Annotated in this window: 12 protein-coding genes and 1 pseudogene; 3 read left to right on the forward strand and 10 right to left on the reverse strand. The window is 61.9% G+C overall.

Annotated elements, in window-relative coordinates:
* Position 1: 1 nt before the first annotated feature.
* From IEX41_RS18560 to IEX41_RS18580, 5 genes are all read right to left on the reverse strand, one after another.
* Positions 2 to 634 (reverse strand): RraA family protein, encoded by a 633-nt coding sequence (locus tag IEX41_RS18560; RefSeq protein WP_188791814.1) that lies wholly within the window; start codon positions 632 to 634, stop codon positions 2 to 4.
* A complete protein-coding gene (locus tag IEX41_RS18565; RefSeq protein WP_188791815.1) occupies positions 631 to 1,872 on the reverse strand; it encodes a pyridoxal phosphate-dependent aminotransferase in 1,242 nt (413 codons plus the stop codon). The genes IEX41_RS18560 and IEX41_RS18565 overlap by 4 nt, the downstream gene beginning before the upstream one ends.
* 172 nt (positions 1,873 to 2,044) lie before the next feature.
* Positions 2,045 to 3,352 carry a TRAP transporter large permease gene (locus tag IEX41_RS18570; RefSeq protein ID WP_188791816.1) on the reverse strand — a complete coding sequence of 436 codons (1,308 nt, stop codon included), beginning with the start codon at positions 3,350 to 3,352 and terminating at the stop codon, positions 2,045 to 2,047.
* A 6-nt stretch (positions 3,353 to 3,358) separates the two neighbouring features.
* The gene (locus IEX41_RS18575) at positions 3,359 to 3,871 is read right to left on the reverse strand and encodes a TRAP transporter small permease subunit (protein WP_188791817.1); all 513 of its coding nucleotides are present in this window, start codon (positions 3,869 to 3,871) and stop codon (positions 3,359 to 3,361) included.
* 72 nt (positions 3,872 to 3,943) lie between these two features.
* Positions 3,944 to 4,906: a TRAP transporter substrate-binding protein gene (locus IEX41_RS18580; RefSeq protein ID WP_188791818.1), complete on the reverse strand. Its 963-nt coding sequence runs from the start codon at positions 4,904 to 4,906 to the stop codon at positions 3,944 to 3,946.
* Positions 4,907 to 5,734: 828 nt separating this feature from the next.
* Between IEX41_RS18580 and IEX41_RS22045 the strand changes: the two are divergent.
* Positions 5,735 to 6,586: pseudogene (locus tag IEX41_RS22045) on the forward strand (IS30 family transposase); the annotation flags it as partial.
* 232 nt (positions 6,587 to 6,818) lie between these two features.
* Here IEX41_RS22045 and IEX41_RS18595 read toward each other — a convergent pair.
* The 5 genes from IEX41_RS18595 to IEX41_RS18615 all read right to left on the reverse strand — a co-directional run bounded on the left by IEX41_RS18595 (position 6,819) and on the right by IEX41_RS18615 (position 15,077).
* On the reverse strand, positions 6,819 to 11,036 hold the full coding sequence (locus tag IEX41_RS18595; RefSeq protein WP_188791821.1) for a hypothetical protein: 4,218 nt from the start codon (positions 11,034 to 11,036) through the stop codon (positions 6,819 to 6,821).
* Between the two features lie 93 nt (positions 11,037 to 11,129).
* A complete protein-coding gene (locus IEX41_RS18600) occupies positions 11,130 to 11,765 on the reverse strand; it encodes a LuxR C-terminal-related transcriptional regulator (RefSeq protein WP_188791822.1) in 636 nt (211 codons plus the stop codon).
* Between the two features lie 183 nt (positions 11,766 to 11,948).
* Positions 11,949 to 14,045, reverse strand: a complete 2,097-nt coding sequence (locus tag IEX41_RS18605) for a flagellar biosynthesis protein FlhA (RefSeq protein WP_188791823.1) — start codon at positions 14,043 to 14,045, stop codon at positions 11,949 to 11,951.
* A 120-nt stretch (positions 14,046 to 14,165) separates the two neighbouring features.
* Positions 14,166 to 14,339: a hypothetical protein gene (locus IEX41_RS18610; protein WP_188791824.1), complete on the reverse strand. Its 174-nt coding sequence runs from the start codon at positions 14,337 to 14,339 to the stop codon at positions 14,166 to 14,168.
* Positions 14,340 to 14,585: 246 nt separating this feature from the next.
* Positions 14,586 to 15,077: a hypothetical protein gene (locus IEX41_RS18615; RefSeq protein ID WP_188791825.1), complete on the reverse strand. Its 492-nt coding sequence runs from the start codon at positions 15,075 to 15,077 to the stop codon at positions 14,586 to 14,588.
* A gap of 239 nt (positions 15,078 to 15,316) precedes the next feature.
* On the opposite strand from IEX41_RS18615, the gene IEX41_RS18620 reads away from it, so the two are divergent.
* On the forward strand, positions 15,317 to 15,652 hold the full coding sequence (locus tag IEX41_RS18620; protein ID WP_188791826.1) for a hypothetical protein: 336 nt from the start codon (positions 15,317 to 15,319) through the stop codon (positions 15,650 to 15,652).
* Positions 15,652 to 16,074, forward strand: a complete 423-nt coding sequence (locus IEX41_RS18625; protein ID WP_188791827.1) for a hypothetical protein — start codon at positions 15,652 to 15,654, stop codon at positions 16,072 to 16,074. The genes IEX41_RS18620 and IEX41_RS18625 overlap by 1 nt, the downstream gene beginning before the upstream one ends.

Below are 16,074 nucleotides of genomic sequence, written 5' to 3' on the forward strand. Positions count from 1 at the left end.
CCTACTTCGCGTAGGCCCCGGTATAGGTTCCCGCCTCGATCGAGGCCAGGATCTCGGCCTCCTTGCGGGCCTGGGCCTGCGTCGCGGCCAGTGTAGCGGGGGCCTCGTCGGGCCGGATCGCCACGATCCCGTCTGCGTCGCCGAGGACGATGTCGCCGGGGTGGACCACCATCCCGCCGATTGTCACCGGCACGTTGATCGCACCCGGACCGTTCTTGTAGGGGCCAAGGTGAATGACGCTGCGCGCGAAGACCGGGAAGTCGCCGCCGACGATCTCGTCGATGTCGCGGATCGCACCGTCGAGCACGAAACCGGCCGCGCCGCGCTTGCGCGCGATGGCCACCATGATGCCGCCGATCAGCGCGCGATCCTCGTAGCCCGCACCGTCGACGACGATGACGTCACCCGGCTGCACCAGGTCGAGAGCGCGGTGGATGAAGGCGTTGTCGCCCGGCGCTGTCTTGACCGTCAGCGCGCGGCCGACCATTGGCGCGGCCCCGTGGAACGGCCGCAGGCCGATCGCCCCACGCAGGCGGTCAAGGTTGTCGCTGACGTTGGCGACGGCGCATTTGCCGAATTCCGTGATCAGCTCTAGGTCGGCCGGCTGCGCGGCGGCGGTGGATGTCGGGGTCATGACTGATCTGCCTTTTCGAGTGTCTGGGGTGCCGGGGTCAGCTGCGCCACCGCCGCGGCGATAGCCGCGACGCCGGCGCGGATGTTTTCGTTGGACGCGGCGAAGGACAGCCGCAGGAAACCCGGCGTGCCATAGGAGGTGCCGTCCATGACCGCGACAGAGGCCTCGTCGAGCAGGTAGTCGACGAGGTCGATGTCCGTGGCGATGCGACGACCGGCCGGGGTCACCGTGCCGAGCAGGGCGCGCACGTCGGGGAAGACGTAGAAGGCGGCATCAGGCAGCGCGCAGGTGATCCCCGGTGCGGCGCTAAGCCCATCGACGATCAGCTTGCGCCGCTCGCTGTAGGCGGCGAGCATCTCGTCCACCGCGGGATGCTCGGCCTCCAGCGCGGTAATTGCCGCAGTCTGGGCAAAGGCGCACGGGCAGCTGGTCGACTGGCTCAGGAGCTTCGTCACCGCCTTGATCACCTCGACCGGACCAGCGGCATAGCCGACGCGCCAGCCGGTCATGGCATAGGCCTTCGACATGCCGTTAACGACGACACAGCGGTCTTTTAGCGCGGGGGCGATGGAGGTCGGCGTGATGGTGAGGTTGCCCTCGTAGAAGATCTTCTCGTAGATCTCGTCGGTCAGCACGGCGACCTGCGGATGCCGCTCCAGCACTTCTACCAGCGCCAGCCATTCGTCCTTCGTGTAGACGGCACCGGTCGGGTTCGACGGCGAGTTGACGATCAGCCAGCGGGTGCGCCCGGTGATCGCCGCTTCCAGGATCTCGGGGGTCAGCTTGAAGTTCACCTCCGGTCCGCAGGTGGCGATCACCGGCACGCCGCCATTCAGCGAAACGATGTCCGGGTAGCTCACCCAGTAGGGCGTGGGAACGATCACCTCGTCGCCCTCGGACAGCGTCGCGGCGAGCACCTCAAAGATGAGCTGCTTCGCGCCGTTGCCGATCACGATTTCCGAAGGATCGTAGGACACGCCGTTCTCGACCTCGAGCTTGCGCGACACGGCCTGGCGGAGCGCGAGCTTGCCCTGTGCCGAGGTGTAGTGCGTATCTCCGGAGCGCATGGCCTTTTCCGCCGCGGCGATGATGTATTCGGGCGTGTCGAAATCGGGCTCTCCGAGGCAGAAGTCGAGAATGTTCCTCCCAGCCGCCTCGAGTTCAAGCACGCGCTGCTTGGCCGCCATGCTGGGCGAGGGGCGCAACTTCTGCACCTTGGCGGAAATGGGGATCGGCATTGAAGAACCTCTTTGGTTTCAGTCAGTCGGGGGCTCTCCGAGGCAGTCGGAGGAGCGACGTTCAGGGGGCGCCGGGTGCAAGGTTTCGGCGGGGTTCGCCCCGTGCCTTGGGCAAGGCTGGCCACTCCCGTGCCCGAAGGCACGGGGGAGCCGGGACGGCGTGGAGGGTGAATCAGCCGCCGGTCACAAGATCGGGAACGACCGAGACGATGCCGGGGAAAATCGCGAGCACCAGCACGAAGACGAGCATGATGGTGAAGAAGGGCAGGGCGGCGCGGACGATTTCTCCGAGAGGCTTGCGGGTCAGCCCCTGCAGCACGAAGAGATTCATCCCCACGGGTGGCGAGATCTGCGCGAGTTCCACCATCAGGATCAGGAAGATCCCGAACCACAGGCTGTCGTAGCCGGCAGCGGTGACCAGGGGCAGGACGATCGGGATGGTCATCACGATGATCGACATGCCCTCGAGGAAGCTGCCAAGGACGATGTAGATGACGATCAGCAGGACGATCAGCATCAGCGGCGACAGGTTGAGCCCGTTGACGAAGCCGGACACCGCGCGCGGCATGCCGAGGAAGCCCATGGCCATCGACAGGAAGGAGGCCGAGGCGATGATGAGACCGAGCATCGAGACGGTGCGAGAGGTGCCGATCGCCGCGTCGCGCAGTGCCCGCAGCGACAGCGATCCCTCGAAGGCCATGATCACGACGGTGGCGAATACTGCGAAGGCGGCGGCTTCGGTCGGGCTTGCCAAGCCGCCGTACATCGACCCGAGCACGGCGAGGATCAGCACGAGGAAAGGCAGGAGCCGGGGCAGGCCGCCAAAACGCTGCTTCCACAGCGCTTTGCGGTCGATACTGTCGGAGCGGCCGACGATGCCGGGGGACAGTTTAGCCCGCAGAATGACGTAGCCGACGAAGCTGAGCGCGAGCAGGAGGCCGGGCAGTATGCCCGCGGCAAAGAGCTTCAGCACAGAGGTCTGGGACAGCACGCCGTAGACGATCATGATGATCGACGGGGGGATCAGGAAGCCCAGCGTCCCAGCCCCGGCGAGAGTGCCGATGACGAGGCGCTCATCGTAGCCACGCTTCTTCAGCTCGGGAATGGTGATGCGCCCGATGGAGGTGGTGGTCGCGGCCGAAGAGCCCGAGATCAGCGCGAAGAGCGCGCAGCCGAAGATATTGGTATGCAGCAGCCCTCCGGGCAGGTCACGCAGCCAGGGCTCCAGCGCGCTGAACACACCGTTGATGAACTTCGTGCGGAAGAGCAGCTCCGCCATCATTATGAAGAGTGGCAGGGCCAGCAGCTCGGGCGAGGAGAGACCGTTCCACACGGATTGAGCCAGCAACTTCTCGACCGGCATATTGCGGAAGATTTCGAGGCTGAGGATCCCGATGCCGGAAAGGCCCAGTCCGACCCAGACGCCCGAGCCCAGGATGGCGAGAAGAATGACGAAGGGGAAAAGAACAGATGCGGTCATTTCGGGTCAATCCATGATCGGGGCGGGGTCGTCCTCGCCGGTCGTGTCGAGCTCGAGCTCCTTGCCGAGAAGCAGGGCGAGTAGCCGCAGCGCGACCTGCAGCGTCAGCACCCCGCAGCCGAAGACCACGAAGGCGGCCGGGATGATGAGCGGCGTGTCGGTGGTGGTGCCGGTGGTCCGGCCCGACCAGAGGTAGCCGAGCGCAAGCTGCGTCATGGCACTGGTGAGGAAGAGGGCGATTGCGAGGCCGATGAGGCCGCTAATCCATTCAAAGCCCCGCGGGATGAAGCCGCGCAGCAGCGTCACCCGGATGTGGCCGCCGGTACGCAACGTCCAGCCGGCGCCGAGAAAGACCGCCGAGATATGGATGAAGACGGAGTATTCCCACACGAAATGCAGGCTAATCCCGGCGAGCTTGCGCAGGAAGATTTCTGCGACGATCAAGACGACGATGCAGCAAATCGCCAGACCCGACAGCAAAGAAAGAGCGTAGGACAGGCGGTCAACGGTCTTGATCATTATGGGGTTTCCCTCGGTTGTCGGAACGTCGCGGGCCGAGATGGCCCGCGACATGGGTCGTCTCAGCAGGGGTCAGCGGCCCTTGAAGCCGTCAACGATGGCCGTGGCCTCGTCACCCAGTTCCTCGAGCACCGCTGCGCGCAGCGGTGCTGCCAGGTCTGCCAGCTCGGCGCGCAGCTCATCCGAGATCGGCGCGAGCGTCATGCCATTCTCGGCAAGGACGTCCATGTTGCGGGCATCCTCGTCCTGGGCAGCCTGCCAGAATTCGGGCTGGAGCTTGTCGGCAATCTCGCTGATCGCGGTCTGGTCGGCTTCGTCCAGCGCGTTCCAGCTGTCGAGGTTGACGGTCACCGCGTTCAGGTTCCAAGTCTGCCGGGTCGGGTAGCCGTACTCGAGGAATTCCCAGAACGAGCCGTCGACCGCGGAGGGCGAGGAGGTCGCCACCGAGTCGATGGCGCCCGCTGCCAGCGAGGGGATCACCTCGCCCCAGGGCAGTTGTACCGGGGTCATGCCGGCAGAGGCGAAGACTTCGGTCGAGGAGCGGTCATAGGAGCGGATCTTGATCCCCGCGAGCGAGGCCAGATCGGTGACCTCGGTCTTGGTCCAGATCTGCTGCTGCGGCCAAGGCATCGTGTAGAGCAGCTTCTGGTTGTTGGCTTCCATGATCGCTTCGAGCTCTTCGCGGAAGAAGTCCTCGAATTCCGCAAGTTCCTCGGAGGAGGATATGAAGTAGGGAAGCGAGGTCAGACCAAGCAGCGGCTCGTCGCCGACCTGCTGGTTGAGCAGCATGTCACCGATCGGTACGAGACCGTCGCGCACCGCGCCGAGCATCTCCGGGCCCTTGAAGCCGAGGGCACCGCCGGGGTGCAGCGCGATCTCGACCCGCCCATCGGTAGCATCCTTCACGTCGTCGGCGAAGGTTGCGGCGGCTACCGAGATGTAGTTCTCGGCCGGCCATGCAAGTGGAAGGTCCCAGTTTTCGGCTGCCGCGGGGGCGGCTGCCAGAGTCGCGAGCATGAGGCTGCGGTAAAGCATGATTTTTCCCTGAAGTTTATGTTTGTCTTTGCGATCGAGTATGAAGGAAAACCTAAGGCGCATAGTTTTTTAAAAAAAGAGAATATAATTTTCATAAAAAAATTCCCAAAAGTGATGTGTTGGCCGTTCGTTGATCGAGAGAGGCGCTTGGATGTACGAAGGTTTTCAATGTTTGCCCGAACTTGAACGACCGCTCGCGCCTCCCTGAGCAGCCGCGCAGCCATTCCACGTCCGGCGCCGCAACAAGCGGATCTGTCTTCTCAATGACAGCTTGATTGAATCGGCTTGATTTGTGGCGATGGCTGAACCTGCGGACGCTACTGGCCCTAGCCGATTTTTCCTGAGTTGTATCCCAGGTGAGTGTTTTTGGAACACTGGCCTTCGAGGAGATTGCACTACGGTCCGTGTTGCTAGTCCCGGCATTGCACCTATCTCTCTGCGGGCTTGTCGGAAAGCCAGGTTGTGCGCTTTCAAGCAGCCCACAAGACGCGCTCCAGCCAGCCGTCCAAGCCCGTGCCATCGCAGCTGATGGCTCTTAATGGCCGAGCAATAACTAGCGGTGTTGCCTCCCCCGAGCGACGGGCTCGGGCGCGTCGCGCGGTTTTCTATGGGGTACGATCGTCGTTCCGTGCCCAACCCTTGCGCAAGCTTATAGCTTTCGGCATCCATATCGAAGACGTTGACGTGGCAATATTTTACATAACCCTCATTACGCGGCACTTTTAGCGGCAGGTCGCGCGCTGCCCTGAAGTTCGATTCCCATATAAACAGACGTTTATCTAATGGATAGCCTCTGCCAATGAAGCGATTTACGCGCAACTGAGCGTCATGGACCGTGTCCAGATCGAACGCTGGAAGCTGGCAAAGGTCCCTGTCCGGGAGATGGCGCGCGTGTTGCCTCGCTCGAAAGCCACTATCATCGCGAAACCAAACGAAGCTGGTTCAGCGATGAGTGCCTGCCGGTTTACGGCGCCGACGCGCATCACCGAGCCAACAGTCGGCGCGCCCGCCAGCGCAAGCTGATCCGGCATCCTCAGCTTCGAAATCAGGTGGCCGAGCGGATCAAGAACGGCCCCCTCTCGGCAGCATGCCGCGCACGCGCCTGCCGGTCGACGGGACGTCTGAGCAAATCGGCAACCAGCTGGTCCACGAAGGTGTGACGCTCCGGGTCTGCCAGGAAACGATCTACCACTACATCTACTTGAAGGAAGGCATGGCGCAGGAGCTTTTGTGGTACCTACCCGAACACTGAAAGGCCCGCCAACCACATCGCGCCCGCAAGCGCCGCGCTGAAAGTCGACCGTGATGTCAGTATCCTCTTCCGCCCGGATGATGTCGCACACCGCGGGGAATTTGGTCACTGGGAAGACGATTTGATGCTGTTCGCACAATCCTCGCGAGACCAACGTCACCTCTCTTGTCCAACGCGGCGGCCACTTCACCGTGTTGCTGAAGAGCACGAACAGGCGTACGAAACCGGTCATGCACTGCCCGGCAGGCGGTTGCGTCGTGCTAGAGCATGACGCAATCTGCCGAGAGGGAAAAGTTCGTGAAGGCGGTTCGGGATCTGAACTGGTGGGCCACAGATCCCTCACCTTCGACTGCGGCACGGGGTTCGTATCATGGCCGCACCGGCAGGCCCAGCTCGGAACCCAGACCTGGGTCTGCGACCCCTCCTCATCTGGTGCTGGACCGTGCGTGCGCCATATCGGCAACGACTGCCATCCTAGATTTGTCTGGCCTGGTCCAATGCCAGGCCAGGATCACGCGTCGGCGTCAGATGGTCGCCATTCCGGCAAGGGCCGCAGCCTGCTTTCCACAAATCTGCCGCACTCATCCGACCAAGGCGGGCGCCCCAAGTGCGGCGTGACGACCAAGCTGCAAGCGATCTGTGGAAGCAAGGCCCCCGGTATCAGGCGAGATAGTAATCCTTGTCATTGCCGGCGCCGCCCTTGAACAGGTCGTCGAGTTCATGTTCGGCCTTGGCTTTCTCCTGCCCCGCCATGGCGGTCTGGCCGATGATCGTGACTAGTGTCACGGCCAGGCCGAAGCCGGCCATGAGTGGGAACAGCGGGCCGCTCAACGCTGCGATCCCTGCCAGATCACCGATAGCGGCTGTCAGACCGAACCCGCCTGACATTGCAAGTCCCGTGCCCCCCAGAAGATCGAGTACACCTTTCTCATTCTTGCCGGCTGCAAAGTTGTCGACTGCGGAATGGTAGGTGCCAGCCGCGTAAAGCAGATCGCCAATCGGAGACAGTGTGCCCACAACCTTCAGGAACATGCCGAGCCCCTCTTTGGGAATGAAACCAAGGAACTTGGCGACCGTTTCCGGATCACCTTCCTCCATGACTTGCGCAATCTGCTCATTCAAAGCCGTGGGGTCATTGAGGACCTCAGCATCTGTCAGGCGTGGCAGGTCAAGCTCCTCGCGCACGCCGGACGCGTCGAGCGCCTCATTGACATCGGTAGCGTAGTCCGAGCCCCTGACCTCTTCGGGAATGGTGTCCAACCCAGGCATACGTCCGTCAGACTCCATGTGCAGAAGCTCATCCGCGTCGATGCCCGCCTCGTCCGCAGTGTAGATGAAAGCGTCCGCGAATTCGTCGCCAATCTCTTCCAGCGCCTCAAGATCTTCTGGGCTGGCTCCTGCGATCAACTCCCTTGTTTCGGCGATAAAGGCTTTTGTTTCCGCATCCGGCGCAAGTTCCTCGAGCGTCTCGAAGTACTCGTCAATTGCCTTTTCGATTTCCTTCCTGTCAGCCTCGCTCGGTGCGTTATGGCGCAATTCCGCCAATTCGACGGGTGACGGCGGACGACCATCGGACATGTTCGCCGGCACCTTGCCGCCATGCTCTTCGAACTCCCCATAGAAGGTCTGCGTCGCCGAAGCCAAGGACTTGCCCTCTTTCGACATGCCAAACATCTTCCAGAAGTTTTCGGTGCCAGCCATCTGCCCGGTCGCCGAGAACACGTCGGCAGCCATCGTCAGGCGATCCCATGGCGTCGTATCGCTGCCTCCGTTGGTGAAGCGCGTGATGAAATGTGCTCCCGCCATCAAGCTGCCCAGGACCGTCAGGCCCTTGCTGTCGTCAAGCTTTTGCAGGAACTTCTTCATGCCTCCGATCTCAGAGGCCTTTATGCCGTTCTTTTCCAAGAAAGAGACCATCTCTTCGGCGGTCATGTTGCCGGTGTCTTTGACATTCTTCAGCAGCAGAACGAGCGCTTTCTTCGCCTGCCCCTTGCCCGCTGCAGGGATCTCGTTGAACGTGTTGATAAAGCTGGATGCCGTGCCGTTGGTGATCCGCGAGATCGATAGTCCTTTGGCAACCATGCTGTCGACGTATTCTGATATCTCCGCGTCGGTCATGTTCTTGAGCTGTTCGGGGTCGATCGCGGTTTCGAGCTGGTTCTTCACCTCTTTGCCACGCAGCTCATTGGCCTTGCCCTGATCGAACAGCGCGACCGTATCTATCAGCCCCTTAACGTAACGCTGCCGCTCGGCAGGTTCCATCGTGTCCAGCTTTTCCTGAACCTCAGGATCGTTGAGAATGTCCTCGACCTCCGAGACGATCTCGTCGCCAGACTTTCCGGTGACTTTCTTGGCGATCTTGGTCTCGATCTTCTCTTGGATCGCGATGATTTCAGGGTCGTTGAGAAGCTCGGCGATATCTTCCTGGATCTTCTTCTTGTCGATCTTGCCCTTGAACTTGCCCTCATCGGCATTGACCAGCATGTGGATCAGGTTGTGCAATGTCTTGGCCTTGGAGCCATCCTTGGCCTTCGACAGTTCCCCATCAAGCTCTTTTCTACCCTCTTCGAGGATCTTCTCGCGCTCGTCGAGGGACAAGGGCGACTTGGGTAGGTCGCCGTAATCGGCAACGCCGGGGCGCGGCACGTCGCGCCTGTCCAAGCCCGCTGGAATGCCGTCGATTTCCGAATGGCCCTTGAGTGTGCCATAGCCGTGATCGATGAAATCCTGGAACCGCCCGGCCTCGGTGCCGTTCTTGGCCTGTGACTTGGGATCATTGCGATCGGCACGTGTCCAACCCTCGATCCGTCCATTGCCGACATCCTTGCCGGACAGGCGTTCGCCGTCGGCGCTGAAATTTTCGATGTGGTTGAGCACAGCCACGGCACGGAAGGCAGCGGCTGGATCGCGTTCAAAGTCGCCGACACGGCGTTTGAGCGCCTGCTTGTCCTTGGTCGACAGCTGCGCGAGTATCGGGTTGTCCTTTACGATTTCATCCGCCGAACGCGTGTCACCATAGGGCCGGGTGGTTTCAGGTCCAATCGTGCCGTGGAACGTTGTGTGACGCGGAGGCGGGACGTCCTTTTTCATCCCGTGTTCATTGGCATCCTTACCCTGAAGCGTCTTGAAGCCGTATTTGCCGAAGTCTTCCAGGCGGTTCTTAAGCTCGTTCGGCCAGCTTGTGACGTCAGCGAACCAACCCGACCTGCGGTTGCTCGAACTCGGAACGAACGATCCATTTTCGTCAAAGTTTCTGATATGATTGAGCACAGAAGCCGCCCGGTATGCGGCGTCGGGATCACGTTCGAAATCCCCAACATGCTTTTTAAGGTCGTCCTTGTATTTCTTAGGCAGGCTTTTGAGTTCGGGGTTATCATCAAGGATCTGATCAGCGCTGCGAGTATCGCCTTCGGGACGCTTGGTGGTCTTGCTTAGTCCGCCCTCGGCTTCATTGCCCTTGTAGGTGCCGTCAATCTCTGCGTCGCCCTTGAGCGAGCCGTAGCCCTCCTTAAAGAAGGTCTCCAGCCGCTTGGCTTCGCTCCCTCCCTTGGCGTCCTTGCCTTTGCGAAAACCACTGACGCGACCATCGCCGACGCTCTTGTCGAAGATCTCGTTCCCTTCAGCGTCGAAATGTTCGATATGGTTCAGGACGGCCACGGCGCGGAAGGCCGCGTCGGGATCGTTTTCAAAATCCCCGACCATCTGCTTGAGGGCATGCTTCTCGCGTTTGCTGAGCTGCGCCAGGATCGGGTTGTCGTCGATGATCTCGTCCGCCGAACGCTTGTCACCCTTGGGACGCTTGGTGTCGTGGTTGAGGCCACTCTCGGCTTCGCCGTCAATGGGCCGCCCGGTGATCGGGATGTCCTTGTCGAAGGCATCAAAGCCGTTTTTCAGGAACTCCTCCAGCCGTGCGGCTTCGGATCCGCCGTGCGTCTTGCGCTTTTTCTTGCCCCATTTCCATGGCAGGAAAACCTCGGACGCATTGGGGTTGTAGTGGTAGCCGTCAATGCGGTCGTTCTCGGTCTTGTCGCCATACAGCGCCTTGCCATCGCCATCGTAGTTCTCGATCATCTCAAGCACACTGACGGCCCGGTAGGCGGCGTCCGGATCCCGGTCGAAATCACCGACCTTCTGCTTCAGGCGCTCGCGTTCGGAATCCCCAAGGTTGGTCAGCAAAGGGCTGTCTGCCTTGATCTCCTCGGCAGAGCGGGTGTCACCCTCGGGGCGGGTGGTAAAGCGGTCGAGACCGTTGGCCGCCTGATCCCCGCGCGGGATCCCGTCGCCGCCGACCGGAGATTTGTGATTGAAGTGATCGAAGCCGTACTTGATGAAATCCTGAAAGCGGCCGGCTTCGGTACCGTGCTTGGCCTCGGACTTCTTGTCGTTGCGATTGGCGCGGGTCCAGCCGTCAATGCGTCCGTCGCCGACCTTCTTGCCCTCGATGACATCGCCATCGTCGTTGTAGTTTTCGATATGGTTGATGACGGCGGAGGCCTTGTAGGCGGCGTCCGGGTCCTTCATCAGGTCGTTCCAGTCCTTCTTGCCCAGCTTCTTGGCGAGGTCGTTTTTGTCCTTGATGTGCAGCTGGGCGAGCGTCGGGTTGTCCTTGACGATCTCCTCGGCGCTGCGGTCGTCACCGCGCGGACGCTCAAGATCGGGGCCGAACTTTTGCTCGCCGGCAGTCGGACGACGGTCTCTTTTTTCTGAGATGCCAATATTTGGACTAGAGGGGTCCGGGATGGGAAGGGGAGACCAGGTATCCCGCTTAGATGAGCGCCGTGCGGAAAGGTTAAAAGCACTCTGGGGCAGCGATGGTCCGTCGTATTCGGCCAGCCTGTTTTCGTTTCCTGTAGCACCATTCTGGCCTGTCACGCGCATCTTGCAATCCCTCCAATATCTCCCATCAGGATTGCGCGTTCGCGTACAGAGCGCATCTGGATCGGCTACGCAGATCCCTCAGTAGAACCTCGGTCAGATGACGGACATCAGGGTTTCGAGTTCCTTTACCGAATTGCAGGATGTCTTGCGGTAGATGTTGTGACGATGGGTTTCGACAGTGCGTACCGAGATGTCGAGACTGCTCGCCACTTCCTTGGTAGAGGCACCTCCAACGCAGGCTTCCAGCACTTCGAGCTCGCGGGCCGAAAGGCCGAAGATGTTGCCGCTGCGCATGAGGGTCCGGCGGCAGCTCACGAACTCCCGCATGAGGTTTGACGGCAAAAAGGCGTGTCCCGACAACGCGGCATTCACGGCGTTGACGTAATCCTCTGCCGAGGCCGAACGCGGCAGGATACTGACCGCGCCATGAGACAGCGCAACGAAAGCGTTAGCGACCGATGTGTTCTCGGTGACCACGACGATGTGAAGGTCGGGCAGCGCCGAGCGCAATCGCGCCATCGTATCGCTGGCCGCCGGTCTGGCGATCGACATGTCAAGAACCAGAAGGTCGGGCCGGTGGTGCCTGCACATCTTGAGCGTTTCGTAACCGTCCTTCGTCTGTGCAACAACATTGACGCCACACTGCCTAGTCAAATGGTCGGACACGGTCTGCCGGACAATCTCCAATGCGTCGGCAACCACGATGCGGTGTTCAGTGCTGTTCACCATCAGGCCTTCTCCTGGTTCCACTCCGAGGACCCTTTCCCCGCGGGCAAGATGCAGTGTTGTTCAGGCTCTGTAAACTACACGTCTTAGTAGCATTTCTTCTGGGTAGCGAGATTATCGGAGATTTTTTCGAACAACGATAAGCAGTTGTCAATTGCTCGCCGCCCGGGCATTTGCTCAAAAAGCTTAGGAACGAAGGACAGTTAGCGGTACAGAAGCGATGTCCGGAGCGATCTCGTGAGGTGCCAAAACGGTCAGGTGGATGTCGTTGGTGGCAAGAACTTGCCGAAGCCGTCGACGGAGGTCCGCAGACACCACAAGGGCCAGATGACGGCTCCGGGCGCCGCTGTCCCGGGTGATTCGCCGCACTTCCGCCAAGAAGGTTTCGAACGCTTCGGACGCCCCTAGCCCCGCCGCCTCCTGCTCTACGGCGGACCCGGACCCACGCCCGACAAGGCGCCGCCGCAGCCGCGTTTCGACGTCCGGATCAAGCATGATCAGCGCAAGCAGCCCGTCGTCTCCCAGCGCGGCGTGACAGATCTGGCGCCGAAGCGATAGCCGCAGACCGTCCGCGAGTTCGGTCGGGTCGGTGATCCCGCGCTCTTCGATCCAGTGCTGCAGCGCCTCAAGCACCAGCGGCAAAGGCTGGACCGGCACGCGATCCTCGACCAGATGGCGCAGCAGCGCCATCATCGCAGGACGCCCCACTTGGCCCAGCAGGCGCTGGGTGGCCTCCGGATCGGTTTCAGAACAGCGGCTCAGGAACGCATCGAGTTCGGCGCGGGTCAAAAGCTGCCCTGTGCGCGCCTCAAACATCTCTATCGCGGCATCGCAGAGCGCCAGGGCAAGCGGTACCTCGTTCTCGCCCCCCGACCCGGCCAGACGCGCAGCGGCTTCACCGCCGGGCGTCTCAATGGCAACCAGCACCATGCCGGGCCAGTCAAGATCACGGATCTGATCGGCAGGCACTCCCGCCTCACGGGCCGCCTCTGGGTCCGCTGCGAATAGCCGTGTTTCGGGACCAAGTGTGCGGCGCAGAATCGGCACGCCGTCAATCTCGATGCGCAGATCCCAAGGCCCTAGCAGGGGCGAGACCTCCACCCCCGGCCGGGGAAAGGTCAGCCCCAGATGATCGTTGAACGCAGCAACCCGGCGCTCAAGTCGGTCTGTCAGGGCGGCCATATCCGCCGCCCCGGCCAGAGCCGCCCCAAGGCGCAGCACAAACCGCGTGCCGACCGGAAGCCCCGCCGGTTGCGATGGGGCGGGCACGCCCTCGCCGACCTCGGCAGGCGCCTCGTCCGGCGGGGCGCTCTGTGCTTCGTCGTCTGCCTGCGTCTGACGTCGGATACGTGCCACGATCAGCGTTGCCGCCAGTGCCAGCACCCCGGCGGCCCCCGCAAAGACGAAAAACGGGAAGCCCGGGATCAGGCCGATGCCCAGAACGATGCCTGCGGCCACCGCGGGAACCCGCGGCTCGCTCAGCAACTCGCGGCCAATGTCGGTGCCAAGATCGACGTTGTCGCCGTTGGTCGCTCTGGTGACGATAATGCCTGCGCACAGCGACATAAGCAGCGCCGGGATCTGCGCCACCAGCCCGTCGCCAATGGTCAGCAGCGAAAACACCGACCCCGCCTCGGCAAAGCCAAGGCCATGGGTGGTCACACCGACAGCAATGCCACCCACCAGGTTGATCGCGATAATGATCAGGCCGGCGATGGCGTCGCCCTTCACGAATTTCATCGCGCCGTCCATTGAGCCGAAGAACTGGCTGTTGCGGTCGAGCTGGCGGCGCATTGCCTCGCCGGTCGCGGCGTCAAGCGTGCCCGCGCGAATGTCGGCGTCGATCGACATCTGCTTGCCCGGCAGCGCGTCCAGCGCAAAACGCGCGCCGACCTCGGCCACCCGTTCGGCGCCCTTGGTGACCACCAGAAACTGGATCACCGTGATAATCAGGAAAATCACCAGACCGATGGCCACCGATCCGCGCACGACGAATTCGCCAAAGGTTTCGATGATGCGCCCGCCGTCGGCTTCGGACAGGATCAGGCGCGTGGTGGCGATCGACAGGGCCAGCCGGAACGCCGTGCCGATCAGGATGACTGTGGGAAAGGTGGAAAAGTCCGAGGGCTGGCGCAGATAGATCGCCACCATCAGCAGCATGACCGAGAGGGTGATGTTGACGGCCAGCAGCACGTCGATCACCGCCTGCTGCAGCGGAACCACCATCAGCATCAGGATGGCAACCAACAGCCCGACGAGAACCAGATCCTTGCGCAGCGTCATGGCACGCCCTTTCTACGACAGGGGCCGCCCGTCCCTCTGGACGCGGGCCAGAAAAAAGAGGCGGCCCGAGGGCCGCCTCCGGATCGAGATGGGGTCGCGACGGCGGTCGCGACGCCGGGATCAGCCCTTGCCGGCGTTCTGGTTGTCGGTCTTGAAAGGTTCGACCGCTTCTTTGAATGACAACTGCTTCTGCATCATCTTGACATACAGCGCCTGGAAGCGGCCTTCCAAGGCGGCTTGGTTGGCGTCCGAACCGCTCGTGTCGGCGGGGTTGTAGCTATGATTGACGTTCATTTGTTTGCCCTTTTGATGGGGTGGATTTACGTTCAAGAGAAACCCGGCTGGGGATCCTCGCTCTTTTCATCCTTATGGGCTGGCCACTGTTGCGACACTCGTATGAAACGTGACGCTTGACCCGTTAGAGCCCCAGGATTGATGCTGGCTATATCCCGTGAATTGCGGGGACCATGGCGTCATGATTGCCAGCATTGGCGACGGCATTCCTTCGGGACGGTTACGCAAATCACTACGTGCACGCTCTCAATCAGCTGTCGGTACGTCGGTTTGCTCGACTTCAACGCCGCGGCGTACGGTGACGCTGCGCTGTTCGGTGCGCTGCTTTGGTTGCGCGCTGTTACGCTTCGGCACCGACTCGATCACCGCTTCTGCCAGCGCAAGCATCCGCGGCGGGCCCGAGATCGCCACCGTCGAACGTTCTGCGGTCGAGCGGATGGGATAGCGCTCCAACGCCAACCCCGCGTCGTCGAGCACCGCAACCGCATGGTCTGCATCAAGATCCCCCAGCCGGATCAGCCGGGTCACCGCCTCGCCCACCGTCGAAACATGAATCACCCCGTTGAAGGCGAACCAATCAAGCGCATGCGCTTCGGCAAGCTGGTCCAGCAGGTCCTCAACCGAGCCGCTCAGGCGCATGTCGACAATGGTGCCGCGCACCCGGTCGGTCATGTCAAGGCGCAGGCCCCGGTCGCGGGCGAGGATCTGCAGAAACTCCACCACCGGCTGGCGCAGCACCAGATAATCAGCGGGCTGGGTGAGCGCATCGGCAATCCCCTGCCCCTCTGCCGCCCCGGCAGGTGTTGCGGTCGGGGCAACGCCCGGGCCAGAAACAGGATCAGAAACGGGGCCAGCAACTGGAGCGGGGGTCGCAAGCGGCTCAGAGGCCGCGTCCTGCGCGGCAACCGGCCCTGTCACGACCAGCAAGGCAAGCGTGACAGCTGCCGCGCACTCCCTGCGCGACCGGGAAAAGGGGTGTGGCATTCGCATCGGGCACCTCCGGGTCCTTGTCCGTCAACCGCGGCACCCTGCCCGTCCTTGCGCCGCCACCACAGGGGTCGGAACCACGTATTTTGCTGCGTAGCTTCGCAAGGCCATACGTGCCGACTGCTGGTGTGCGGCCAGCCGCACTGGGCCATCGTAACGCACGTCCGCCAGTGGAGAACAGCATGGAAAACGTCAGCGAAACCAACGGAACGAATCCGTCCAGTGAATCTGAACAGGAAGAGATGATGCAGGAAAAGGCGTTCGAATTGGTCGCCTCGTTGCTGCTGAACGACATGATCATGGACAACATCCGGGACAACGAGTGATGGCGGCCTGCGCGATCCCCACCGGCCCGGATGCCGCCAAGGCCTGCATGACCCTGGGCGAGGCCATGGGTGGGGCGCAGGCGGAAACCGCAATGCGGATGAATTTCGCGCGCATGGCCGAACAGGCCATCGGGACCGCTGTCACGCGCCCGGAGGTTTCGGCTAGCGCGATCGACGGCGAAAAGGCCCGGCTTACCGGCCTGCACGAAACCGCGGTCGGAGAGGAAAAACATCTTGTCGTCTCAGATGTGGACCGTCCGGGTGCCCAACCCAAAACCGACCCCGCCGACCAGCAAGACAGCGGTGCCGCCCTAGAGGCGCGGGTGAAAGAGCTGTATCTTGGGCTGACGAACTACCAGGTGGCCTGGAAGATCGCCCAGCGGATGCAGCAGGATACGTCCCAACTGCTGCGCGGCCAGTAA

It is taken from the genome of Salipiger pallidus (assembly GCF_014643635.1).
GTDB classification, from domain to species: Bacteria; Pseudomonadota; Alphaproteobacteria; order Rhodobacterales; family Rhodobacteraceae; genus Salipiger; species Salipiger pallidus.

Bases quoted from the DNA above. Each gene is read 5' to 3' on its own strand.
- IEX41_RS18605 (WP_188791823.1), bottom strand. From the start codon at position 14,045: ATGACGCTGCGCAAGGATCTGGTTCTCGTCGGGCTGTTGGTTGCCATC.
- IEX41_RS18625 (WP_188791827.1), top strand. From the start codon at position 15,652: ATGGCGGCCTGCGCGATCCCCACCGGCCCGGATGCCGCCAAGGCCTGC.
- IEX41_RS18600 (WP_188791822.1), bottom strand. From the start codon at position 11,765: ATGGTGAACAGCACTGAACACCGCATCGTGGTTGCCGACGCATTGGAG.
- IEX41_RS18610 (WP_188791824.1), bottom strand. From the start codon at position 14,339: ATGAACGTCAATCATAGCTACAACCCCGCCGACACGAGCGGTTCGGAC.
- IEX41_RS18570 (WP_188791816.1), bottom strand. From the start codon at position 3,352: ATGACCGCATCTGTTCTTTTCCCCTTCGTCATTCTTCTCGCCATCCTG.
- IEX41_RS18595 (WP_188791821.1), bottom strand. From the start codon at position 11,036: ATGCGCGTGACAGGCCAGAATGGTGCTACAGGAAACGAAAACAGGCTG.
- IEX41_RS18580 (WP_188791818.1), bottom strand. From the start codon at position 4,906: ATGCTTTACCGCAGCCTCATGCTCGCGACTCTGGCAGCCGCCCCCGCG.
- IEX41_RS18560 (WP_188791814.1), bottom strand. From the start codon at position 634: ATGACCCCGACATCCACCGCCGCCGCGCAGCCGGCCGACCTAGAGCTG.
- IEX41_RS18575 (WP_188791817.1), bottom strand. From the start codon at position 3,871: ATGATCAAGACCGTTGACCGCCTGTCCTACGCTCTTTCTTTGCTGTCG.
- IEX41_RS18565 (WP_188791815.1), bottom strand. From the start codon at position 1,872: ATGCCGATCCCCATTTCCGCCAAGGTGCAGAAGTTGCGCCCCTCGCCC.